General features: G+C 32.9%; 28 protein-coding genes. 9 read left to right on the top strand and 19 right to left on the bottom strand.

Annotated elements, in window-relative coordinates:
* The 4 genes from pta to LQ682_RS06905 all read right to left on the bottom strand — a co-directional run bounded on the left by pta (position 1) and on the right by LQ682_RS06905 (position 3307).
* Positions 1–987 (bottom strand): phosphate acetyltransferase, encoded by a 987-nt coding sequence (gene pta, locus LQ682_RS06890; RefSeq protein WP_103268677.1) that lies wholly within the window; start codon positions 985–987, stop codon positions 1–3.
* A gap of 118 nt (positions 988–1105) precedes the next feature.
* Positions 1106–1909, bottom strand: a complete 804-nt coding sequence (locus tag LQ682_RS06895) for a MetQ/NlpA family ABC transporter substrate-binding protein (RefSeq protein WP_016999457.1) — start codon at positions 1907–1909, stop codon at positions 1106–1108.
* A 7-nt stretch (positions 1910–1916) separates the two neighbouring features.
* Positions 1917–2588, bottom strand: coding sequence for a metal ABC transporter permease EmtB (gene emtB / locus LQ682_RS06900; protein ID WP_064204227.1), 672 nt, complete (start codon positions 2586–2588; stop codon positions 1917–1919).
* Complete coding sequence (locus LQ682_RS06905) at positions 2585–3307, bottom strand: methionine ABC transporter ATP-binding protein (protein WP_064211519.1); 723 nt, start codon at positions 3305–3307, stop codon at positions 2585–2587. Before LQ682_RS06905 ends, emtB begins: the two co-directional genes overlap by 4 nt.
* 249 nt (positions 3308–3556) lie before the next feature.
* Between LQ682_RS06905 and hemQ the strand changes: the two genes are divergently transcribed.
* Complete coding sequence (gene hemQ / locus LQ682_RS06910; protein WP_016999454.1) at positions 3557–4309, top strand: hydrogen peroxide-dependent heme synthase; 753 nt, start codon at positions 3557–3559, stop codon at positions 4307–4309.
* A 217-nt stretch (positions 4310–4526) separates the two neighbouring features.
* On the opposite strand, the gene gltS is transcribed toward hemQ, so the two are convergent.
* Positions 4527–5735 carry a sodium/glutamate symporter gene (gene gltS, locus LQ682_RS06915; RefSeq protein ID WP_016999453.1) on the bottom strand — a complete coding sequence of 403 codons (1209 nt, stop codon included), beginning with the start codon at positions 5733–5735 and terminating at the stop codon, positions 4527–4529.
* A gap of 476 nt (positions 5736–6211) precedes the next feature.
* Here gltS and LQ682_RS06920 point away from each other — a divergent pair, with 476 nt between their 5' ends.
* Complete coding sequence (locus LQ682_RS06920) at positions 6212–7570, top strand: APC family permease (protein WP_064204230.1); 1359 nt, start codon at positions 6212–6214, stop codon at positions 7568–7570.
* 86 nt (positions 7571–7656) lie between these two features.
* Here the strand turns inward: LQ682_RS06920 and LQ682_RS06925 are convergent, their stop codons facing one another.
* The 4 genes from LQ682_RS06925 to LQ682_RS06940 are packed head-to-tail and all read right to left on the bottom strand — an operon-like array spanning position 7657 to position 10575.
* Positions 7657–9135 carry an APC family permease gene (locus LQ682_RS06925; RefSeq protein WP_064211521.1) on the bottom strand — a complete coding sequence of 493 codons (1479 nt, stop codon included), beginning with the start codon at positions 9133–9135 and terminating at the stop codon, positions 7657–7659.
* Positions 9136–9188: 53 nt separating this feature from the next.
* Positions 9189–9551, bottom strand: a complete 363-nt coding sequence (locus LQ682_RS06930; protein WP_016999450.1) for a DUF423 domain-containing protein — start codon at positions 9549–9551, stop codon at positions 9189–9191.
* Positions 9552–9572: 21 nt separating this feature from the next.
* Positions 9573–9911, bottom strand: coding sequence for a DUF5327 family protein (locus LQ682_RS06935; protein WP_103268675.1), 339 nt, complete (start codon positions 9909–9911; stop codon positions 9573–9575).
* A complete protein-coding gene (locus LQ682_RS06940; RefSeq protein ID WP_257504544.1) occupies positions 9904–10575 on the bottom strand; it encodes a uracil-DNA glycosylase in 672 nt (223 codons plus the stop codon). Before LQ682_RS06940 ends, LQ682_RS06935 begins: the two co-directional genes overlap by 8 nt.
* A 106-nt stretch (positions 10576–10681) precedes the next feature.
* Between LQ682_RS06940 and thiD the strand changes: the two genes are divergently transcribed.
* Entirely contained in the window at positions 10682–11512 is an 831-nt protein-coding gene (gene thiD, locus LQ682_RS06945; RefSeq protein ID WP_064204233.1) for a bifunctional hydroxymethylpyrimidine kinase/phosphomethylpyrimidine kinase, read from the top strand.
* Positions 11513–11582: 70 nt separating this feature from the next.
* Here the strand turns inward: thiD and LQ682_RS06950 are convergent, their stop codons facing one another.
* The 4 genes from LQ682_RS06950 to LQ682_RS06965 form a co-directional block, all read right to left on the bottom strand.
* The gene (locus LQ682_RS06950) at positions 11583–11927 is read right to left on the bottom strand and encodes a hypothetical protein (protein ID WP_016999446.1); all 345 of its coding nucleotides are present in this window, start codon (positions 11925–11927) and stop codon (positions 11583–11585) included.
* Positions 11928–12021: 94 nt separating this feature from the next.
* Positions 12022–12756, bottom strand: coding sequence for a glucosamine-6-phosphate deaminase (gene nagB / locus LQ682_RS06955; RefSeq protein WP_016999445.1), 735 nt, complete (start codon positions 12754–12756; stop codon positions 12022–12024).
* 2 nt (positions 12757–12758) lie between these two features.
* Positions 12759–13427: an N-acetylmannosamine-6-phosphate 2-epimerase gene (locus LQ682_RS06960; RefSeq protein ID WP_064211522.1), complete on the bottom strand. Its 669-nt coding sequence runs from the start codon at positions 13425–13427 to the stop codon at positions 12759–12761.
* A 14-nt stretch (positions 13428–13441) separates the two neighbouring features.
* Positions 13442–14977, bottom strand: coding sequence for a PTS transporter subunit EIIC (locus LQ682_RS06965; RefSeq protein ID WP_103268674.1), 1536 nt, complete (start codon positions 14975–14977; stop codon positions 13442–13444).
* Positions 14978–15097: 120 nt separating this feature from the next.
* Between LQ682_RS06965 and LQ682_RS06970 the strand changes: the two genes are divergently transcribed.
* The 4 genes from LQ682_RS06970 to folE2 all read left to right on the top strand — a co-directional run bounded on the left by LQ682_RS06970 (position 15098) and on the right by folE2 (position 17731).
* Entirely contained in the window at positions 15098–15715 is a 618-nt protein-coding gene (locus LQ682_RS06970; protein WP_239705333.1) for a MurR/RpiR family transcriptional regulator, read from the top strand.
* 77 nt (positions 15716–15792) lie between these two features.
* Positions 15793–16152 carry a YojF family protein gene (locus LQ682_RS06975; protein ID WP_016999441.1) on the top strand — a complete coding sequence of 120 codons (360 nt, stop codon included), beginning with the start codon at positions 15793–15795 and terminating at the stop codon, positions 16150–16152.
* 12 nt (positions 16153–16164) lie between these two features.
* Positions 16165–16833, top strand: a complete 669-nt coding sequence (gene bshB2 / locus LQ682_RS06980; RefSeq protein WP_147640588.1) for a bacillithiol biosynthesis deacetylase BshB2 — start codon at positions 16165–16167, stop codon at positions 16831–16833.
* A 19-nt stretch (positions 16834–16852) separates the two neighbouring features.
* On the top strand, positions 16853–17731 hold the full coding sequence (gene folE2 / locus LQ682_RS06985; protein WP_016999440.1) for a GTP cyclohydrolase FolE2: 879 nt from the start codon (positions 16853–16855) through the stop codon (positions 17729–17731).
* 101 nt (positions 17732–17832) lie between these two features.
* On the opposite strand, the gene LQ682_RS06990 is transcribed toward folE2, so the two are convergent.
* The 3 genes from LQ682_RS06990 to tadA all read right to left on the bottom strand — a co-directional run bounded on the left by LQ682_RS06990 (position 17833) and on the right by tadA (position 19918).
* Positions 17833–18417, bottom strand: a complete 585-nt coding sequence (locus tag LQ682_RS06990; protein ID WP_064204237.1) for an NADPH-dependent FMN reductase — start codon at positions 18415–18417, stop codon at positions 17833–17835.
* Between the two features lie 107 nt (positions 18418–18524).
* Positions 18525–19391, bottom strand: coding sequence for a Cof-type HAD-IIB family hydrolase (locus LQ682_RS06995; RefSeq protein WP_016999438.1), 867 nt, complete (start codon positions 19389–19391; stop codon positions 18525–18527).
* A 59-nt stretch (positions 19392–19450) separates the two neighbouring features.
* A complete protein-coding gene (tadA, locus tag LQ682_RS07000; protein WP_187114643.1) occupies positions 19451–19918 on the bottom strand; it encodes a tRNA adenosine(34) deaminase TadA in 468 nt (155 codons plus the stop codon).
* A gap of 83 nt (positions 19919–20001) precedes the next feature.
* On the opposite strand from tadA, the gene LQ682_RS07005 reads away from it, so the two are divergent.
* Positions 20002–20616, top strand: a complete 615-nt coding sequence (locus tag LQ682_RS07005) for a deoxynucleoside kinase (RefSeq protein ID WP_064204238.1) — start codon at positions 20002–20004, stop codon at positions 20614–20616.
* Positions 20606–21274 carry a deoxynucleoside kinase gene (locus LQ682_RS07010; RefSeq protein ID WP_103268673.1) on the top strand — a complete coding sequence of 223 codons (669 nt, stop codon included), beginning with the start codon at positions 20606–20608 and terminating at the stop codon, positions 21272–21274. The genes LQ682_RS07005 and LQ682_RS07010 overlap by 11 nt, the downstream gene beginning before the upstream one ends.
* 129 nt (positions 21275–21403) lie before the next feature.
* Here the strand turns inward: LQ682_RS07010 and LQ682_RS07015 are convergent, their stop codons facing one another.
* From LQ682_RS07015 to LQ682_RS07025, 3 genes are all read right to left on the bottom strand, one after another.
* On the bottom strand, positions 21404–22117 hold the full coding sequence (locus tag LQ682_RS07015; protein ID WP_147640586.1) for an HAD family hydrolase: 714 nt from the start codon (positions 22115–22117) through the stop codon (positions 21404–21406).
* Between the two features lie 70 nt (positions 22118–22187).
* Positions 22188–23282: a branched-chain amino acid aminotransferase gene (locus tag LQ682_RS07020; protein WP_016999433.1), complete on the bottom strand. Its 1095-nt coding sequence runs from the start codon at positions 23280–23282 to the stop codon at positions 22188–22190.
* A 106-nt stretch (positions 23283–23388) separates the two neighbouring features.
* Positions 23389–24351, bottom strand: coding sequence for an L-threonine 3-dehydrogenase (locus LQ682_RS07025; RefSeq protein WP_103268670.1), 963 nt, complete (start codon positions 24349–24351; stop codon positions 23389–23391).
* Positions 24352–24540: the final 189 nt, after the last annotated feature.

A 24540-nucleotide genomic window follows, 5' to 3' on the forward strand; every position in this document is an offset into this window, starting at 1 on the left:
TTATAGAGATTGAGCAGCTGTAATGATTGAAAGACTGTATACGTCTTCTGCTGAACAACCACGTGATAAATCGTTAACTGGTGCGTTTAGGCCTTGTAATACAGGACCAACTGCATCGTATCCACCTAAACGTTGTGCAATTTTGTATCCAATGTTACCCGCTTCTAAGCTTGGGAAAATAAATACATTTGCATCACCTTGTATATCAGAATTTGGCGCTTTTTTAGCTGCCACTTCTGGAACGATTGCTGCATCAAATTGGAATTCTCCGTCTAATACAACATCTTTTAAGTCTGTTTCTTGTAAATTCTTTTGAGCTATTTGTACAGCTTCTGATACTTTCTCAGTATCTGGAGATTTTGCTGAACCCTTAGTAGAGAAACTTAACATCGCTACTTTCGGAGACATACCGAATGCTTGAGCAGTTTTAGCACTTTCGATTGCGATTTCAGCTAAATCTTGTGCGTTTAATTCAGGGTTAATGGCACAATCACCGAATACATATTGTTCTTCACCTTTTGTCATGAAGAATACACCTGATGTTTTTGTAACACCTGGTTTAGTTTTAATAATTTGTAATGCTGGACGCACAGTATCTGCAGTAGAATGCGCAGCACCACTTACTAAACCATCAGCTTGATCTGTATAAACTAACATTGTACCGAAGTAGTTTACATTATTTAATAATTCTTCAGCTTGTTCTTGAGTCGCTTTACCTTTACGACGTTCAACGAATTTCTCAACTAAATCAGCTTTTAATTCGCTTGTTTCTGGGTTGATAATTGTTAAACCTTCTATTGATAAATTAGCACCGTCAGCTGTTTCTTTAATTTTATCTTCATTACCAAGTACGATTGGAGAAACCAAATCTGTAGTTTGTAATTTAACTGCTGCTGTTAAAACACGAGCATCGTCACCCTCTGGTAAAACGATACGTACATTCTTACCTGATAATTTGTCGCTTAAGACATTAAGTAATTTAGACATAATTGCCTCCTATATATTCTCACTATTATTTTTCCACTAATTATTATAACATTTTTTCATAAATTTTCACGTTTTCGAACTGTAAATGTATCGTAGGCTATAGGATATATCGAGAATCTTAAAATGATGGAATCAATGTATCTTTATGTTCTTCTTTTAAATATTTACTAACTGCTTTACTTTTCATAACTTTCTTTAATTCTTTAATTTTTTCGGAATCTTTATTATCTTCACGCGCTACTAATTGAATAGAAAATCGAGAATCAATATTTTTTTCTAAAAATAAAGCATCAGAAGGTTTTAAACCGATTTTCGAAATATATGTAGGATAATTATAAACTAAAGATACTTTTGACTCGCTATAAGCTTCTGATAAATTTAATAAATCTACTTTTAACCATTGGAAATCTTTTGGATTCTCTACAACATCTTTAGTTGTACCGTTAACGCCCACTCCGTCTTTTAATTTAATTAATCCTTGTTCTTCTAATATCGCTAAAGCTCGACCTTCATTTGAAATATCGTTAGGTATAGCGACTTTCGTTCCATTAGGGATATCTTTCACTTCTTTATATTTTTTAGAATAAAAACCTACTTTTGCGTCATATATAGGCTGTAGATCAACTAAATTCGCTTTTCTTTCTTTATTATATTTTTCCATAAAGGGTTTATGCTGTGCAAAGCTCGCGTCTGCTTCTTTACTACTTACCATATCATTATAAGCAACGTTATCATTTACTTGTACAAGCTTGATTTCCCAACCCTCTTTTTTCGCTTCTTTTGCTGCAACTTTTACAACATCTGTCATAGGTGGTGCTTGTGAAGCAACTTTAATCACTTTATCTTCGTTATCTTTTTTTGCTCCACAACCGGAGATAATGACACTAAACAACAATATAAAAATAAACCAAACTTTTTTCATGTCTACACTACTTTCTTTTATCTAATTTTCTAGAGATATTATTTCCTAACATTTGAATGATAAATACAGCAATAATAATGATGATAATTGCGAAATACATTATTTCCGTTTCATAACTTTGATAACCATAGCGAATAGCAAAATCTCCAATACCTCCACCACCAACAATGCCCATCACTGTTGAATATGAGACCATGCTTACTATCGTTGTCGTATAAGCTAATATAATACCGCTACGTGATTCAACTAAAAGAAAATTCCATATATATTTTAATTTTGTTGCACCTAGCGACTCAGCTAAAACTTTTATTTCTATCGGTATATCTAATAAAACTTGTTCTACTAGTCTTGAAAAAATAGCAATACCTACAATACTTAAAGGTATTATCGATGGGTATGGACCAAAAGCGCTCCCTAAAATTAAACGAGTTAAGGGAATTAAACTGATGACAAATAATAAATATGGAAATGAACGAATAAAAGTAATTAAAAAATTAAAAGACCAATAATAATTTCTATTTAATTCTTTAATACCTGGATTGGATAAAAACAAAGCTATACCTAAAGGTAAACCAATTAGTAAAGTAATAATCATGGAAAATCCTAGCATGATACAAGTTTCCTGCAAAGATTGAAGTAATTCTGGTAAGTAATAATTTATTTTTTCAAAGAAAGTCATCCTTCAATACTCCGTTTAACATTTTCTAAATAAGTACCTGTATTTTTTTCTATGCTTTTGTTTTTATTTTCAATAATATCTAGCAACTGTCCGTCCTCCATCACAAACACTTCTTCACACAATTGTTTAACAACACTCAATTCATGTGTAACAAAAATAATGGTAATACTATATTCTTTGTTAATTTTCTTAAGCATTTTTATGATTTCTTCAGTATTATTCTCATCTAAACTGCTAGTCGCTTCATCACATAGCAATATATCTGGGTTTCTAACTAAAGATCTCGCTAATGCTACACGTTGTTTCTCGCCTCCTGATAATTTAGAAGGATAATCGTTCATTTTATCTTCTAATCCAACAAATTGAATAAGTTCTTTCACTCTATCCTCATTCTCTGCATTTATGATTTTCAAAGGCAAAGCTATATTTTGATACACATTTAAGTTATTCAATAAATTATAATGTTGAAAGACCATACCTATTCTTTCCTTATACTTTCTAATCACTTTTTTTGATAACTTATTAATTTCTTGTTCATCAAAAATAATTTTACCTTCAGTTGGCTTTTCTATAAAATTAAGTAACTTTAATAACGTTGTTTTGCCAGAACCACTTTTACCAACAATACCAGTAATAGAACCAGATGCTACTGAAAAGGAAAGATTTTCAACAGCAAACTTCCCTCTATACTTTTTCGATACATTCTCTAATTTATACACTTTTTACACTCCTATATAATAAAATTTTCAGGCATCTAATTTAAAATATTTTTATAATATTTATTTAATTATTATCCACCAAACAAAAAAGATAATCAACAACATTAAAAATACAATTAAATATAAGTCAGTGCGTCATGTCCGAAGTACTTTTCTTCACAACACTGTAAAAGTTGAGTCCTCTATTTCTTTTCTAGTATGATAAACTTAGATAGAGAAAAGAATTAATCTAAAAGGAGCGAAATCATAATGAACGAAGCAGCAAAAACATTAGATGGTTGGTACAGCTTACATTTATTCTATGCAATAGATTGGACAAGCCTAAAAACTGTGCCAGAAGATGATAGAAATACGATAGTTGAAGAGTTTAAAAAATTCCTTGAAGGATTAGAAACTGTTCATAATAATAAAGAAGGCTCTCATGCTTTTTATAACATAACAGGTCAAAAAGCAGACTTAATGTTATGGTTCTTACGTCCTGATGTTAAGCAATTAAATGCTTTAGAAAATGAATTAAACAAATTAGATATTAGTGATTTCTTAATTCCAACATATTCTTATGTTTCAATAGTGGAATTATCTAACTATCTAGCTGGTGATTCAGATGAAGATCCATATGAAAACCCATATGTAAAAGCTAGATTATATCCTGAAGTACCACGTTCAGAATATGTTTGTTTCTATCCAATGGATAAAAGACGTGACGGTGAAGATAACTGGTACATGTTAGATATGGAACATAGACGTAGCTTAATGCGTTCACACGGTTTAATCGGACGCAGTTACGCTGGTAAAGTTAAACAATTCATTACCGGTTCAGTAGGATTGGACGACTACGAGTGGGGCGTAACTTTATTCAGCGACGATATGCTACAATTCAAAAAATTAATCTATGAAATGCGTTTCGATGAAGTATCAGCAAGATATGGTGACTTCGGAGCATTCTACGTAGGTAACATTTTAAATATTGACGAATTAAATGACTTCTTTAAACTAAACTAAGATTTCAAGATAAATATAGAGGCTGAAACATCTATTGGTGTTTCAGCCTCATTTTAATTTGCGGTTCGATATTTTATTTTATCGGACCGTATTTCATGTTTGCGGTTCGATATTTTTTATTTATCGAACCGCATTTTAAACATTATTTTATAAAGCCCATATATAAATAAATTCTCCTAATCGAGTGGATTAGGAGAATTATTTCGATGTACTATTATTAACTGAATACATTAATAAAGAACGTTACGATTGGTACGCCAAGTAAGTCTATTAAGAATGCACCTACGACTGGTACAACTAGATAAGCTTTTGGAGAGGCACCAAATTTCTTTGTAATAACGTCTAAGTTTGCCATTGCGTTTGGTGTTGCGCCTAACCCGTGACCAATAAATCCACCGATCATAACAGCTGCATCGTAGTTTTTCCCTAATGCGCGGAACACTACAAATACTGAGAACAGTACAATAAATACTATTTGTACTAATACTATAATTGTTAATGGTAACGCTAAATTATATATTTCTGTTAAGTTAATACTCATTAAAGCAATTGATAAGAACAAGCTCAATGATACATCACTAACTCGGTTTGTAATTTTCATATCTACAATGTTTAATTTTCCATAGTCCGAAATATTTCTGATAATAACAGCTATAAACATAGCGCCCACATAAATAGGAACATTAATACCCGTGTAGTCTGTAAATGTATCAGCTAAATATGTACCAATCGCCATACTAACAGTGATAATTGTAAATTGAACGATAAATACTGTAGTTGGATTCATTCTACTATGTAATTCTTTATTATAATCAACATCACTATAATCTAGAGCTGAAGCTTCTGCTTGCTCTGGTTTTAAATCGAATTTTTTAATTAAGAATCTAACAACTGGACCACCTATTAATCCGCCTGCAACTAATCCTAACGTAGCGGCAGCAAGCGCAGCAGTAACAGCTGAATCTACGCCTAAAGTTTCTAAAGTTTTACCATATGCTGCAGCGTTCCCATGTCCACCTTCCATTGACATAGAACCTGCTGTTAAACCTAGTAACGGAGGTATATTTAACACCTTTGAAAGTGAAACACCAATAATGTTTTGACATGTAGCCAAAATACCACAGAAAATAAAGTATACTATTAATACTTTACCGCCGAGTCGTAATAATTTTAAAGATGCTCCTAAACCTATTGTAGTAAAGAATGCTAACATAAAGAAATCTTGAATAAATTCAGATTCTAATTTTATTGTAACCACGTTTGTTGATTGTAAAATTGCTACTAAAATTGCAAAAATTAACCCACCTATTACTGGAGCAGGTATACATAATTTCATTAATATAGAAACATTATTTACAATTGCCTGCCCTAATAAAAGCAAGACACATGCTAGCGCCAACGTTGTAATAGCATCGAGCTCTAACATTTTACATTCCTCCTCAAACGACAATCCTGATTGTTTTCATGCTAAATGTCATTTATTTTTATTTTTAAGTAAGTGCTTACAAAGCCACGTTGAACATTATACATACTTTATTTAAATAAATCTAGCAAATATTTAATAGTGTAATATAACTCATTTCGTCATTAGTTGCATATTCGTTTATATGCATTATTGTTTATTCTTTATTATTATATTTAATGCTTCTCGTAGCCCTTATCATACTGATATTAACAATTACTTACATTTTTGTTACTGTAGTTATTGGATAAGTATCTTTATCAATATAATTAGCTATCAGCAATCTTTTTAAAAGTTCACTGTTTATATTGTTTCATTACTTAGCTATTTTCTCTAAAAATTCATTAATGGTTTAAAAAATCCATTCACATTCCTCGTTTATCGTGTATATTAAGTAATAGATAAATATTACTTACAAAATCTATTTTCAAGGAGTATTTATGAAAAATAATCAAGAACAATCACTACAAAAATCTATTGGTCTAATGACCGCAATTACTATTGTAATCGGTACAATTATCGGGTCAGGCGTATTTGTAAAACCTGCTGTTGTATTAACACATGCAGGTACAAGTAATCTTGCCATTTTGGCTTGGGTAGTAGGAGGCGTGCTTACATTAGCAGCAGGACTTACAATTGCTGAAGTAGGTGCTCAAATTCCAAAAACAGGCGGTTTATACGCATACATACGTGACATTTATGGTCCATTTTGGGGCTTTTTAACAGGATGGGTTCAAACGATCATTTATGGTCCTGCAATTATTGTTTCGCTCGTGCTATTTTTTGGTATTTTAGTTACAAACTTTTTTAATATTAGTAACGATTTAAGTGTTTGGATTGGATTTATAGCACTAATATTTTTAACACTTGTAAATATATTAGGTACTAAATTTGGCGGACTTATGCAAAATATCACGACAATTGCAAAATTAATTCCTGTAATTGCTATTATTGTATTTGGTCTTTTATGGGGAGACGAAGGTATATTCGGTAAAGATGTTACATCTCTTATCAAAACAGACGGCGAAATCAATTTTGGTAGGGCTGTACTCGCTACATTATTCGCATATGATGGCTGGATTATGTTAACGAACATGACCGGGGAAATGAAAAAACCTCAGAAAAACCTACCTCTAGCTATGTTAATTGGTTTATCTGTCGTAACCTTGGCATACGTATTAATTAACATTTCAGTATTTCACGTTATCCCAGCTGAAAAACTAGTTGGCTTAGGTAATACTGCAAGTGCTGAAGCAGCAAAAGCACTATTCGGAGATATCGGTTCAAAAATCGTGAATATTGGTGTCATTATTTCAATTTTCGGTTGTTTAAACGGAAAAATCATTACATTCCCACGCATACCATTTGCGATGGCTGAAGATGGGTTATTACCATTACATAAATATGTCGGTTATATTAGTCCTAAGTTAAAATCACCATTAGGCGCTTTAATGACTGTATTTGGAATATCTGTAATATTAATTATATTAACGATTTTATTCCCGAACACAGTTAACGCTGATTATTTATCTGAAGTTACGATTTTCATCATATATTTATTCTATATGATGGCATTTGTAGGACTATTTATACTTAGAAAACAAAATAAAGGAACTAAAAGAGATTATTCGGTACCGCTATATCCATTTGTACCTTTACTAGCTCTTTTCGGTGGCGCATTCATTATCATTAACACTTTAATATCTGATTTTATGGGTTCATTATATTCATTAATCATTTTAGCTATTGGTGTACCAGTTTATATGTATTTAAATAAAAATAAACAACGTCGCTCATAATATAGATAACTAAATTTATTAAATAAAAAGCTCCTAATCCGTTAAGTTTCTAACGGATTAGGAGCTTTTTTTCGATCACGAATTATTTAATTTTTCACTTCTGTTTTTGCTTCAAGCTCAATCATTTCTTCTTTTGATTTATCTAATACTAGATAATTTAATTCATCATTTGTCATTTTCTTAAGTGAAGGATATCTAACCATAAAGAATACTAAGCCTAAGATTAACCAAACAAATAGTGCAATATATGAAGGTAATGAAAGACTCGCTGGTGATCCTGGAATCAGTAATAGTCCTAAGAATATTAACGCAATAATCGCACCTATTAAAGCAAATGTTTTATATTTCGGATGATACATCATACTTCTCTTATCATATGAGAACAACTTAAATGCTGATAAACATGTGATAAAGTATGCGATTGAAACACCCGTTGAAGACATGTCTACAATCCATGTTAATGCTGTTCTACCTAACCAAGGCGCTACTAATGCTAAAACGAGTATAAATATAATACTAATATATGGCGTATTGTATTTAGGATGTAATTTTTTGAACACGCTTGGCATAACTGCTGCTCTACCCATTGAGAATAACAATCTACTAGAGCTCATAAAAAAGCCATTTAATCCAGTGAATATCCCCATCATAATAGCAACGATTAACACTGCTAAACCTACAAATGAGAACCCTTCTTTTACAACTGAACCTGTTACCCATAAATTCCCTCCAATTGAAGAAGGATCTTTGAATAACCAACTTGTTAGAAGTATCATCATTACATAAGTTATTGCTGATGCTAATAAACTAAATACGATGAGTTTGAACGTCTTACTTGGTGCAAAGTTAAATTCTTCGGCTGTTTGTGGAATGTTGTCAAAGCCTACGTAAGCCCAAGGTGCTACAGCTAATATCAATAGTATCGAGCCTAGCCAACCTTCTTTCTCACTTATTGCAGGTTGTAAATTTGAAAATGAAAAGTCTTGTGTGAAAAATGAACCTGCAAATAGTAGAACGACAACAACTGCTAATATAACACAGAATATATACTGTAAATTTCCTGAAAAACTTGAACCTTTAATACTTATCCAAGCAAATATTAATAAAATTAATGAAGATAATATAATTTCAGTGATATAAACGTCCCATCCTGCGATAGTGTATAGCTTACCTTGTTCTAAAAACCCAGGCATTACAAATTTAAATAACAAACTGAATGCTGACGCGTTTAAAGCAACAATACATATGTACCCAAAGGTTAAAAACCATGATGAAAAGAAGGACACATATTTCCCGAATCCTAAGTAACCAAATGCAAAAGCTCCACCTGATACAGGGAACTTCTCTACTAATGCGCCATAACTTATAGCTATAACAATCATTAATAATGCACCTATAAAGATACCTATTGAAGCACCTATTGGACCTGCTTGGCCTATCCAATCTCCTGGAAGTATAAATGCGCCCCAACCTATGCTTGAGCCATAAGCTATGGCCCAAACAAATTTCTCAGATAAGTTCTGTTCTAAATTCCCTCTTGATAAATCTTTCTTTCGTCTTGCCATTAATGTTCCACCCTTATTTTTATTTTTCGTGAAACGCGACTAACTTTTATACCTTATAACTTCCAAACCGCGATTACAAGTAACAACCAACTAACTATGAATAACACGCCACCTATCGGCGTAATAGCACCTAATACTTTAATTTGTGTTAAAGCTAATATATATAAAGAACCACTAAAGAATACAATTCCGAATGTCATCAACCAACCTGCAATATTTAAATTTGCAGTTGTTGTGCCAGAAACAATACCAATAAGTATTAAGCCTAGTGCGTGATACATTTGATAAGTTGTTGCTTTTTCCCAAATATCTAAATATTTAGCTGATAATTTGTTTTCTAAACCGTGAGCTCCAAAAGCACCTGCTGCAACAGCAATCATTGCATTTATTGCCCCAATAATGATAAATAATTTCATTTTCTTACTTCCTTTCTTTTATTAAAAATCAAAAATTGAATCTCCATTTCCTATACCATCATCAGTCGTTAAAGTATTTTCATTTTGTTTTACCGTTGATTTATCAGGTACTTTTCCACCCATTTTTCTAATTTCTTCATTAGATATTTGAGGATTTTCCTTTTTAATTGGCGTTGAAGAAGTTTTCATATAAGGTTGTTTCACTTCTATACCTTGGTTATCTCCCTCTTCTGCATCAATTAATCCACTTAAAGTGTGAATTGCATGCATATGTTTATTAAATGTTTCATTATTTGTCGCGTTATCTGCATGTACCAATTCATCTTCAATCGCTGATATTAATTGATCTCTGCTAATCATTTACCTCACCTCCACACCAATTGATCGGTTCTTTACCTTTTGATTTTAAAAACTGATTTGTTTCACTAAATGGTTTTGATCCAAAGAATCCTCTATGAGCTGACAATGGGCTTGGATGAACCGATTTAATAATATGATGTCTTTCTGTATCAATGAGTTTAATTTTCTCTTGTGCTGGTTTACCCCATAAAATAAAGACGACATCTTCAAGTTCACGTGAAATACTTTTAATGATTTCATTCGTGAAAATTTCCCAGCCGATATTTTTATGAGAATGTGCTTTATGTGCTTCCACAGTTAATACTGTGTTCAATAATAACACACCTTCTTTTGCCCAATCTTGTAAATGTGGACTAGTACGCTTACAACCAATATCCGACTCCAATTCCTTGTAGATGTTTCTTAAGGAAGGTGGAAACTTAGCATCAGGTTGTACTGAAAAAGCTAAACCGTGTGCTTGATTTGGCCCATGATACGGATCTTGACCTAAAATGACGACTTTAACATTGTCTAACGGTGTTAAATCAAATGCTTGATAAACATTTTCTCTAGCTGGATACACCGTTGTATTTTGATAAGCTTCTTCTAAAAAAGCTTCCATTTCTGAAAAATCATGTTGCTCTTTTATATTGTGAAAGATTTCTTGCCAATCCATTTTTTTCACCTCTTTAAAAATGATAACATAGCCTTCATGAAATGGTCATAACTATTTTTTACAATTAAAAAACATGATATGATATCTTATATGAATATATTGGGAGGAATTACCGATGGCATTAAAAAAAGTCTTAACTATAGCAGGATCAGATACAAGTGCTGGTGCTGGAATGCAAGCTGATTTAAAAACATTTCAAGAACACAATACTTATGGAATGGTTGCATTAGCAGCTGTTGTTACAATGGACCCAAAAACTTGGGCACATGATGTGACGCCATTACCTCTTGATTTACTGGATAAGCAGTTAAATACAGCTATTTCTATCGGTCCAGATGCAATTAAAACTGGTATGTTAGGTTCTGAAGAAGTTATTAAACGTGCTCGCCAAGCATATGACGAGTCAGGTTCTGAAATCTTTGTTGTTGACCCAGTTATGGTTTGTAAAGGCGAAGATGAAGTACTTAACCCGGGAAATACTGAAGCAATGATTAAAGAATTATTACCTAAAGCAACAATTGTGACACCAAATTTATTTGAAGCGGGACAACTTTCTGGTTTAGGTAAATTAACATCTATCGAAGATATGAAAAAAGCTGCTGAAAAAATACATGAGCTTGGTTCACAATATGTCATCATTAAAGGTGGTAAAGCGCTAGAATCAGATAAAGCCTTTGACTTATTCTATGATGGTAAAAAACATGTATTACTTTCTACTGATAAATTCCAATCTAGTTATAATCATGGTGCCGGCTGTACATTTGCTGCTGCAACTACTGCTAATTTAGCTAACGGTGAGTCTCCAGAAGATGCTGTAAAACACGCTAAAGCATTTGTTGCATCTGCAATAAAAAATGGCTGGAGAATGAATGAATTCGTCGGTCCAGTTGATCATGGTGCAGCAAACCGTATTGAAAAAATCGAAGTTTATACTGAAGAAGTATAAATAAAAACTACACGTTTAAAAAGTCTACAGAGTATCTCACTTTGTAGGCTTTTTACGTGTAGCCTTTTCATTATTGTCCAATGCCAAATTCTGCTTTTATTTTGGCAATCACTTTTTGTTTTTTAAATAGTTTCATTTCATATTCATAAAGCGTCATATTATCTAATTTACTTTCATTAAGACACACGATTTCAGCTTCATAATTTTCTAAAGTCATAATACGTTCAGTTTGTTCAAATTCGGTTTTGATTTGTTTTAGTTTTACGTTACTGCCCATATAAGGCTTAAAACTATCAAATTCACGAAGAACACTTAGTAAATATTGAACTGGCACTTCTTCATAATACTGATATCCCATGATATTACAATAATCTAAAACCGCTTCATCATTAAATGAAATACGCTTTCTTTCCACTACTTTCACCCGCCGTTTCTTAAGGCTCATTCTTTGTAGTAGTAATTGTACTTTAAACGATATCATCTATCAAGTTAATATTTACATATGTACTTTAAGATTCTTTATTACTATAAGCACTATTATCTACAATAATTTCTACATTCGGGTGATTGTACAATGCTGAAGCTGGAAGATCAGTCGTAATTTCACCTGACAACAACTTTTGAATCGCTTCTGCTTTTTTTGGTCCAAAAGCTAATAATATGATGCGTTTAGCTTTTAAAATAGATTGAATACCCATTGAAATTGCTTGTTTAGGTACTTCTTCTTTCGTTTCAAAATATCTACTGTTAGCTTCTATTGTTGATTCTGTTAAATCAACTACACTTGTTAAACTATCAAATGATGTTCCTGGCTCATTAAAACCGATATGACCATTTTCACCAATTCCTAATATTTGTATGTCCATTGGACCTTCTTTATCTATTAGATTCTCATAGCGTTCTACTTCGCTATTTAAATCATTTGCTGATCCATGTGGTAAATGTATTTTTTCTTCATTCCAACTAGATAAATGGTTAAATAATATATCGTGCATATATGTGTAATAACTTTCTGGATGATCAGAGTCGATTCCTATATACTCATCTAAATTAAAGGTTGTAATATTACTTAAATCCAATTTATTTATTTTAATTAAATTAACTAATTGTTCATATACGCCGACCATTGTACCACCAGTAGCTAAACCTAACACACTCTTATTGTCAGTTATGATTTGCTTTAATAACTCATTTGCAACATAATGACAAGCTTCTTTTTCAGTACCTAAATTTATAAATTTCATAATTATCCCTCTATTTCTTTAATAAATCGTTTTGTAATTTCTAAAGGTCTTGTAATTGCGCCTCCAACAACTGTGCAATGAACACCTAAATCCGTTACACGCTTCAACATTTCAGGTGTTACAACGTTTCCTTCTGCTATCACTTTAGCTTCGACTTTATTTAATACATCTTTTAAAAATTGAAAGTCATTTTCGTATAATACATGACCTTTAGTATATGATGTATAACCTCTTAATGTTGTACCAACATAGTCAAACCCAAGCTTATCAGCATTGATTGCTTCGTCTAAATCTGATATATCAGCCATAATTTCTACATTTGGTGCGTTATCTCTAATATACTGAACAATTTCTTCAAGTGATTCTTTTGGTCTTTCTTGTTTAGTCGCATCTAGAGCAATTACCTCACATCCACTTTCAATCAACTCATCGACTTCTTTCGTAGTAGCTGTGATAAATACGTTGGAACCTTCGTAATCTCTTTTTACAATACCGATGACTGGTAAGTCGACTTCTTGTTTTATTGCAATAATGTCTTCTTTCGTATTTGCTCTAATTCCTTTAGCACCACCTTGATATGCGGCTAATGCCATTTTACTCATAATAAATGAAGAATGTAATGGCTCTTCTGGTAATGCTTGACATGAAACAATTAATCCTTGCGGTAACATTTAAAATGCACTCCTTATTTTTCTTCTAATGCTTCTTCAACTTCATTTTTAATTGTTGTTACATGAGGACCATATATAATTTGTACACCTGTACCTTTTTGAACAATACCTCGTGATTCAGTTGATTTAATCAAATCTTCATCAATCTGTTCACCATCTTTAACGGTCACTCTCAATCTTGTTGCACAACAATCTACAGCATCAATGTTTTCCTTGCCACCCAAACCTTTAATAACTGTTTGCGCGCGTTCACTTGCTTTAACAGTTTCAACCGCCGCTTCATCTTCACGGCCAGGCGTCTTAAAGTTAAATTTAGTAATTAAAAATCTAAATGTAACGTAATACAGTAAGAACCAGACTATACCAATTGGAATCACTAGTAAATAATTTGTCTTACTATTACCTTGTAACACACCGTACAGTATATAATCAATAAAACCACCACTAAAAGTTTGTCCAACTGTAATATTAAATATATCAGCCATCATAAAGGCTAATCCATCAAATATAGCATGGATAACATATAAAACTGGCGCAATAAATAAGAAACTGAATTCTAAAGGCTCTGTTATACCTGTTAAGAATGACGTAAGTCCCGCTGAAAGCATTAAACCACCTACGACCTTTTTCTTTTCAGGCTTTGCTGTATGGTAAATAGCTAATGCAGCACCTAACAAGCCAAACATCATTGTTATAAATCGACCAGACATATAACGCGAGATGCCCGAATAATAATGTGTTAAATTAGCATCGCCTAACTGAGCGAAAAATATATTTTGTGTTCCTTGAACAATTTTACCGTTGATTTCCATTGTACCACCTAAAGCTGTTTGCCAGAATGGTAAATAGAATATATGATGCAGTCCAAATGGTCCAAGCATACGTAATACAAATCCATAAATGAAAGTTCCTATAACACCTGTCTTATTCACAAGTCCACCTGCACCAAATATCCAACCTTGGATGGTCGGCCATACAAAGTACAATACAACACCTAATACTATAGAAGCTACAGAGGTTATAATAGGTACGAATCTAGAACCACCAAAGAACCCTAAAAATGGTGGCAATGTAATCTTGTTATATTTATTATGTAAAAATGACGTCAAAATACCAACGATAATACCACCAAATACACCTGTTTCAACTGTTTGAATTCCTAACATCATCCCTTGCCCTGCTTTAGCAAGTGAATCTTGAGATGCAATATTGTCAGTAATCGTCAATAACGCGTTCATAGTTGCATTCATAATTAGAAAGCCTAACATCGCTGCTAGACCAGCTGTACCTTTATCACTTCTCGCTAATCCAATCGCTACACCTATAGCAAATATTACTGGTAAATTAGCAAAAACAATATCTCCTGCTGAAGACATTAATATAAAGATATATTGTAATAAATCCACATCTAAGATTGGATAAGCTTTTATTGTATTTGGGTTACTCAACGCACCTCCAATACCCAGAAGCAAACCTGCTGCTGGTAATATAGCGATGGGTAACATAAATGATTTCCCGAATTGTTGTGCCTTATCAAAAATTTTACTCATGGGCACACCTCCTATTGAAACTAAATATAACACCATGAAAAGATTAGTCAATAACATTCGTTGTTTTGGAAAACTTTTTCAAATATAATACACATATTATAGAAAACAGGAGTGTTAACCATGAATTTTGAAAATCGTATTCAACAATCTTATAATGGAACAGATATTCAAAATGTACCTCTCATACAACGGATATATGAATATCATCAATCCATCATTCAAAAATCAGGTGAATTTATTTCTAATAAAAAAATAAATCAATTGATCGAAGTATTAATAGAAAGTGAACATGCCTTATTTGCAGGGTTAGGTAGCTCGGGTTTAACAGCCACTGAGTTCTATTACAGAACAATGCGCATGGGTATTAAAGGAAATTCAGCGACAGATGTGCATCAAATAAAAATTGGTGCTTCTTTGCTCACTGAGCGAGATACATTTATTGCCTTGTCTAATAGTGGAGAAACAAAAGAATTGGTTAACGCTGTTAAAATCGCTAAAGATCATGGTGCCACAATTATTGCGATTACTAACTATGCTGGTAGCCCTCTTTCCGCTCTCTCAGACATAACGATTATGACGATAGATCAAACTAGAATAAATGACCATCAATTTATTAACACTCAAATTTCAGCTCATTTTCTAATAGATGTTGTCAGTTACATGCTTTTATCACACGAAAGTCATTTAACACAATACGACCATACTAAAGAAGTTATTTTAAAGGATAATAATTCCTGAGTTGTGAGCAGAATGTATATAAATTCACTCGAGAATTTAGTAGAATAGTAAAGTATATACTATGAGGAGTGAAAGGCATGGAATTAATTCAAATAGATCAAGTTCAAACCTTAATATCAGAATATGAAAATAAGCCAGTTTATCTTCATGTAGAGACAACAAATGGTGCGTATGCGAATCACTTTGATCAAAAAGTGTTCAACGCTGGTACATTTTTAAGAAATATTCAAGTTACATTTACCCATGCTCATTTAACAGGTGGCGTTAAAGAGCCTTTCCGTGTGGGCCTTAAATTAGACAATAATGGCTGGGTTTATGTACAAGGTTTGACACATTATGAAGTAACGGAAAATAAAGAATTATTATTAGCGGGATTAAATCATGAAGGGCAACTTGCTGCTAGTTTAGAAATTAGTAGTAAACCGTTTAAGGAATAAGAGGTGACGACAATGGATAAAGAAAGACAAGTATTGGTTATATTCCCACATCCAGATGATGAAGCGTTTGGAACTTCGGGTACATTAAGCAAATTTATAGATAGCGGTGTCCCAGTTACTTATGCATGCTTAACTTTAGGTCAAATGGGTCGTAATCTCGGCAACCCTCCTTTTGCAACAAGAGAGTCTTTACCGTTTATTAGAGAACGTGAATTAGAAGCAGCTGCTGAAGCAATTGGTATTACTGATTTACGTAAAATGGGTTATAGAGATAAAACTGTTGAATTTGAACCGAAAGATGAAATAGATAATATGGTAAAATCATTAATAGATGAATTAAATCCATCACTAATAATATCATTCTATCCAGGCTATTCTGTACATCCAGACCATGAAGCAACTGCAGAAGCAGTGATAAGAACAGTAAGCCGTATTGAAAAATCAGAACGTCCTAAATTACATTTAGTAGCATTTAGTAATGACACGTATAGCGATCTCGGAGAGCCCGATGTAAATATAGATATAACTGGTTATGAGGAACGTAAAATGAAAGTACTTCAAGCTCATGCATCTCAAACCGGACCAATGTTACAAAACCTCGCTTCAAATACACAAGAGAGTGAAGCGGCTAAAGATATGTGGTTGAAGTCAGAACATTTCTGGACATATCATATTGAATAGATAGTTGGAGGCAATGTTAATGAAACAAATCGATTTATCAACACGTGAAGCGCGATGGAAATATTTTGGTTCAGTAGATCCAATCAAAGGAACGAAACCTACTGAAAAAGAAAAAATGCCTGATTTACAAAGTTCTAAAAAAGATTTCCTATTCGAAATTGAGCATGTTGGTATTAAAAATTTAGTTTATCCTGTTAAAATAGATGGTTTTCAATCAATTGGTAATTTTGAGTTTTCGACAAGTTTAAATCAAGATGAAAAAGGTATTAATATGAGCCGTATCATCGAAAGTGTTGAAAAACATTACGATAACGGTGTGCCTTTAAGTTTTGATTCTTTAAAATCATTACTCAATACACTTGAAAGTGCAATGTTCCAAAATACAGCTTCTGTAGACGTATCAGCTAAATGGTTCTTTAACCGATACAGTCCAATTACTCAACAAAAAGCTGTTGGAAACGCTGATATACGTTACATTTTATCAGTATCAGACGACAAACTTACTAAAAAATCATTAGGTATCGAAGTACCGGTTACAACACTATGTCCTTGTTCTAAAGAAATTAGTGAATACTCTGCTCATAACCAGCGCGGTATTATTACAGTCCTAATTGATTTAGACACTGAGACTGATTTACCGGATAATTATAAAGAATTGATTTTAGACGGTATGGAAGCAAATGCGAGCTCTATGCTTTATCCAATACTAAAACGTACAGATGAAAAAGCAGTTACAGAGCGTGCATATGAAAATCCTCGCTTCGTAGAGGACTTAATTAGATTAGTAGCGGCAGATTTAGTCGAATTAGAATGGATTAATGGTTTCGAAATAGAATGCCGTAATGAAGAATCAATACATCAACATGATGCATTCGCAAGATTAAAATACTCAAAATAATCATATATAACTAAAAAACAGCCAAAATTCTTATTTAAAAAAGAATTTTGGCTGTTTTTCATTTTTATTTAACCCTAGTAACCACTCGTTACTTTCCTTAATTACAAATTCACTTCTTCTTCTTCAGTTTCAACCCATGGATTATTCTGAATTAATTTAATGATTTGCTCTGTAAATAGTTTAACGCGTAATTTAATATCATCTACATCCACATAGTAAGTGCCGTCTTCTGTTTTTCCGTAATCTGCATCTTGTGTAGAGATTTGGACAGGTACAGCAATTCCTAACAAGTTTCTCATGATAATTCTTAAGTGTGATAATGGTTCCGTACTACGCATGCCACCACTATTGCAAATTAATCCAACTGGTTTCATTTTGAATTCGTCCATCGTTAAATGGTCTAATGCATTTTTTACTACGCCTGAATATGAACCGTGATAATTTGGTGTACCAATTATAATAGCATCTGCTTCTTCAGCTAGTTCTCGTAATTCATTAACATTTGCTTTAATACGTTCATCATTTAAGTGTCGGCCAGATACATCTAAGAACGGAACTGGCTTATCATATAAATCAAACAATGTTACCTCTGCTTCTTGTTCTTCTAAGTTACCGCGAACAAATTGCGCCAGTGCATGTGTATGAGAGTATTGTTTAGCGCTACCTACAATAAGTAATACTTTCACTGTTGTCACCTCAAAATCTATGATATTTATTATACCTCACAGTATAACATACTGAATAACTAAGAGTTTATACTCAGTTAAAAATCAGTCTAATGGACTATTAACAATTACTCTTCGCTTTTCAAAGCTTGTATGATGGCTTTACCAACACCACTATTTTCGTTTGTATCTGTTATATAATCCGCCATTTCTTTAACTTCAGGTGCACCATTTTCCATTGCAACTGCGTATCCTGCTTTTTCTAACATAGAAATGTCATTTAAATTATCACCTATCGCCATAACATCTGACATTGGTATTTTGAGTTGTTCAGCGATTGCTTCTAATGCGATTCCCTTTTGTGCATCAGAATGTGTAATTTCTATATTCCCTCTTGAAGAAGAAGATACAGCTAAACTTTGAGACTCAGAAATTTCTGCTTTAGCTCTATCGATTTTTTCTAAATCACTCGCAAATGCTAAGATTTTCAAAATAATTTCGCCTGGACGTTTACTAATTTCGTCATAGCTATCAACTTGTTTCAAAGTCCCATTATCTATACGATTTTGTATATTAGCTCTAATTTTCTTAACATCCGCTTTTTGGCCAGCTTTTTCTGCTATATCCACATAGATTTCTAAGTCTTTCTCTGGGTCTTCTGTATAAATACCAAAGTTCGTATACACTTGGTAATAAATATCTTCACTATTTAAGACACCTGTAATTTTATCAATTAATGGACGTGTTAATTTAGATGTATGAATAATGTTAAATTCTTCATCCCTTAATTCAGCCCCGTTTAAACAAATATAAGGTAAAGTCAAATCTGTTGGTGCAATTGGACCATTCGCTTCATAAAAAGCTCTTCCCGTAGCAATAACTACCGTAATACCCTTAGATTGGGCATATTTTATTGCTTCATAGTTCTCATTAGAAATTTCGTGTGCTGCATTTAGTAAAGTACCATCCATATCTGTTGCGATTAACTTTATCATTAGAGAGACCTCTTTTCTTTATATTCAACATAAATTCTAACAAATTATCTGTATAAACTCTATGAATCTGAACTCTTCTCTTTGTTTTGCTTCTTTTTCGCTCTTTTTTCTAAAAAAAACGTACGAAGCATCTCTCCACACTCTTCTGCTAATATTCCTCTTTCTACTGTAGAACGATGATTAAACCTTGTATCTTCTATTAAATTCATTAAACTACCACTACATCCACCTTTAGGATCACTTGCGCCGTATACAACATGAGGTATTCTACTCATTACTATAGCGCCCGAGCACATAACACAAGGTTCTAACGTTACATATAAAGTAGTATCTTCTAAACGCCATGAATTTAAATATTCAGATGCTTCTTGAATTGCCAACATCTCAGCATGTGCAGAAGGACTTTGTTCATTTTCTCTTAAATTATGCCCTCGTCCAATTACTTCTCCTTTATACACAACAATTGCACCAATTGGTACTTCGTCCATTTTCCATGCTTTTTTCGCTTCTTCAATAGCAAGTTTCATATAATTTTCATGCACGTTTTATTTCACTCCGTTTAATTTGTGATAGAATAGGTATGTCTATTTTAACACCTGGAGAGATAAATATGAAAAAAACCTTTATTGCAATTGAAGGACCTATAGGAGTCGGGAAAAGTTCTTTAACTAAAAAGCTTGCTAAAGCTTTGAATTATAAAGAAGAATTTGAAATTGTAGATGAAAATCCATTTCTAAGTGATTTTTATGATGACATTTCAAAATGGAGTTTTCAAACTGAAATGTTCTTCTTATGTCATCGCTATAAACAATTAACAGATTTACAAAATGTGCAAGGCATCGTAAGTGATTATCACATATTTAAAAATAAAATTTTCGCTAAAAACACTTTAAACGATTTTGAATATGATAAATTCAGTAGAATCTACGATATCTTAACTGAAGATATTCGCATGCCAGATCAAATAATCTTCCTCGATGCTTCCTTAGATGTTCTTCAAGAACGCATTGCCAATAGGAATAGATCCTATGAGGCTCAAATAGAAGACGACTACTTAGCACAATTAAAACACGACTATAATCAGTTTTATAAAGAAGTAAAAAATGAAATCGATGCAATACAAATAGATACTTCAAATTTAGATTTCGTTCATAACACCTCAGATTATCAACACGTTTTACATTTATTACAACCATTGATTGGAGAGATTAAACATGACCAATAAAGTCATTCCTAGTAATGCGATTATAACGATTGCTGGTACTGTTGGGGTAGGAAAGTCATCATTAACAACAGCTCTAAGTGAGCGCTTAAACTTTAAAACATCTTTTGAAAAAGTAGATAACAACCCATATTTAGAAAAATTCTATCACGACTTTGAACGTTGGAGCTTCCACCTTCAAATATACTTTTTAGCAGAACGCTTTAAAGAACAAAAAAGAATGTTCGAATATGGCGGTGGCTTTATACAAGACCGTTCCATTTACGAAGACGTTGATATTTTCGCAAAAATGCATGAAGAACAAGGAACAATGACACAAGAAGACTACGCAACTTATAGAGAACTATTTGAAGCAATGGTTATGACCCCATACTTCCCTAAACCAGATGCATTAATTTATTTAGAATGCGACTATGAAGATGTTATACAACGCATCAAAAATAGAGGACGACAAATGGAAATCGAAACAGACGAACAATATTGGAAAAAACTTTTCGCACGCTATGATAATTGGATTAACAACTTTACAGAGTGTCCAGTTGTTCGTGTAAATATAAATGATTATGACTTATACGAAGACCCAGAATCAATCAACAAAATCATCGACAAAGTAGCACACGTCATTGAAACACATCGCGCTATCGATACAAGAGTGAAGTAGGAAATATATAGGTAGGATAAATCTTTTCCTAAAATAAACATCCCAACCCGTTAGAATTATCTTTCAGGTTGGTTTTTTTTTGTTGTCTTTGATTTTGAAAATGTATACTTGACTGAGGTAAGGCTCCAATCATCTACCATTCCATTCTGCTTCTTTTTCATGAAATTCATTTATGTCTTTGTATATATAATCCGCTTCTTCCAAGTCTGATTTTTCGCCAGTACCGCTTAGTACACCGACTACTACACCGAAATGTGAATTTCGTCCCATTTGTATATCTCTTGGGGTGTCCCCTATTATTGCTATTTCTTCTGGTACAACGTTCCATTTTGCATAAAAGTCTTCTACCATTTTAGGGTCTGGCTTTTGATAACCGTTAATAGTAGCGGTAATTGTATCGTCTATTAAATGACTGACGCCTGCATCTTTGATAAAGCGTTTTGTTCCGTCTTGATCGTCGCTCGTTATAATCGCTATTTGATATCCTTTATCTTTGAAATGTTTTAATGTATTTTGCATGTCGTCTATTACGACCGTTTCTGGATTATATTCTGCAATTAAATCTTTGCTTAATTGTACTGTCCAGTCTTCTACTTCTTTATTATTTTCGTGATTAGCGTATTTTTGAAATTTTTTTACGATATCAGATAATGTTCCTGAAGCTAAAATACCACTTGCTAAAAATTTCCCGTCTACATATCCTAATTCTTCTTGTAATGATTGTTCTTCTTCAACTTGATATTGTTCTATAAATTTATTGATCATCACAAGAGAGATTTCAGACCATGTTTCATCAAACTTTAGTAATGTACCGTCTTTATCAAATAATAGCCAATTAATCATATATGTATTCTCCTTTAAAAAATCAGGCTGGGACAAATAGATGTCTCAGCCTGATTTATTTTAAATATCTTTATACTGTCTCAATACGGCTTTCTTGTCCTACTACTACTCTCCAACCATGTTTATCTTCTTTCTTACCTGTTTGGATTGCTGTGTACTCATCAAATAAATGATTTGTGATAGGACCCGTCTTATTATCATTAATTGTAATTTCAACTTCATCATATTTTAAGAAGCCAACTGGTGAAATAACAGCTGCAGTTCCTGTGCCGAATATTTCTGTTAAACGACCATCATGATGTGCATTGACTACTTCATCGATTGAAATTCGTTTTTCTTCAGTTTCATAACCCAATTCTTGGGCTAACTCGAGCACAGTTTTTCTTGTAATACCTGGTAAAATACTACCGTTTAATTCAGGTGTTACTACTTTACCATCGATTACAAAGAAGATATTCATACTACCTACTTCTTCGATATATTTTTGTTCTACGCCGTCTAACCAAAGAACTTGATCAAAGCCCAATTCATTAGCACGTGTTTGTGCAATTAAACTAGCAGCATAGTTTCCACCACATTTAGCAAAACCTACTCCACCTCTAACAGCACGAACAAACTCATCTTCGACATATATACTTGTTGGTTTTAATTGTTCATCACCATAATATGCACCTACAGGAGAAAGAATCACTAGAAATTCATAATCTGTTGACGAACGTACACCTAAGTATGGTTCAGTTGCATATACAAATGGTCTCACATATAAAGATTGGCCTTCACCATTAGGCACCCAATCACGTTCTATATCAATTAGCTGTAATAAACCTTCTAATACTTTGTCTTCGTCGATTTGTGGCATTTCCAAACGTTTTAACGATAAATTGATTCTTTTGAAATTTTGGTCAGGTCTGAATAACGTTACTTCATCTCCATCTTTATATGCTTTCATGCCTTCAAATACTGTTTGACCATAATGAAGCCCTTGTGCACTTGGCGATAAAGTAATTGGCCCATATGGAATAATTTTAGGCTCTGACCAGCCTTCACCTTGTTTATAAGACATAGATAGCATATAATCTGTAAAGATTTCGCCGAAAGCTAACTTTTGGAAATCCGGTTTTTCTTTCAGCTGCTCACGCTGTTCTACGTAAAATGTTTCTGACATAATGATTCCTCCTAGGCTAATTAATAATTAATGTTATCAAGTATATCAGTCATAGAGGGGTTATTCAATAAGTTTTTAGAAAATTTAAAAAATACTCATAATATATTTAACTTTTTGCTAATTGGTCTTTTTCTTTAATTGCTTTCAACATTAGTTTTGTCATGCTATCTAAATCATATTGTGGATTGAATCCCCATTCTTCCTTAGCACAACTTGTATCGATTGAATTTGGCCAAGTATCTGCAATTGCTTGACGGTCAGGATCAACATCATAACTAAGCTCAAATTCAGGCAATATTTTTTGTATTGAAGCTTTAACTGTTTCTGGTTCTACGCTCATAGCACTTACGTTATATGCGTTACGATGAACCAATTTTTCCCCGTCTGCTTCCATCAATTGAATAATCGCATTAATAGCATCATCCATAAACATCATATCCATATATGTCCCTTTAGCGATATAACTATTGTATTTACCTTCTCGTATCGCTTTAAAGTATATTTCCACAGCGTAATCTGTTGTCCCTCCGCCCGGTTCTTTTACATAAGAAATTAACCCAGGGAAACGTACACTTCTTGTATCTACGCCAAATTTCGTATAATAGTAGTCACATAATAATTCTCCTGCTACTTTATTCACGCCATACATTGAAGTCGGTCTTTGTATCGTTTCTTGTGGCGTCATATCTTTTGGTGTATTAGGCCCGAAAGCGCCTATAGAACTTGGTGTAAAGAATTGCATGTTGTATTCTCTTGCCGCTTCTAAAGCATTTACAAGCCCACCCATATTTAAATTCCATGCAAATAAAGGATTTTTTTCAGCAGTTGCAGATAATAAAGCAGCCATATGCATAATTGTATCTGCTTTAAATGTTTCAACTAGCTCAAACAATCTGTCTTTATCCGTTACATCTAGTATTTCGAATGGTCCATTTAATATAACGCTGTCACTTTCTGGTCTTTTTATATCTGTAGCTAGAACTTGATCGTTACCAAATTTTTCTCTTAATTTTATTACTAATTCTGTCCCGATTTGACCTAGTGCACCAGTTATGATGACTTTTTTCATAATAAAAATCCTCCTGTACTATTGAAATGTTCAATCGTCTTTTTAGAACGTACAAAAACGCTTTCTTTATAGTTATTTTAACTTATTTAAGCCGATTTGTATACTTGAGAAACACATTTCTATAATAAAAAGGGCACTTATTACATAAAAACAGGGAGTATATCATAAATAAGGCTGAGACATTTATTT

Source organism: Mammaliicoccus sp. A-M4, assembly GCF_022386955.1.
GTDB classification, from domain to species: domain Bacteria; phylum Bacillota; class Bacilli; order Staphylococcales; family Staphylococcaceae; genus Mammaliicoccus; species Mammaliicoccus lentus.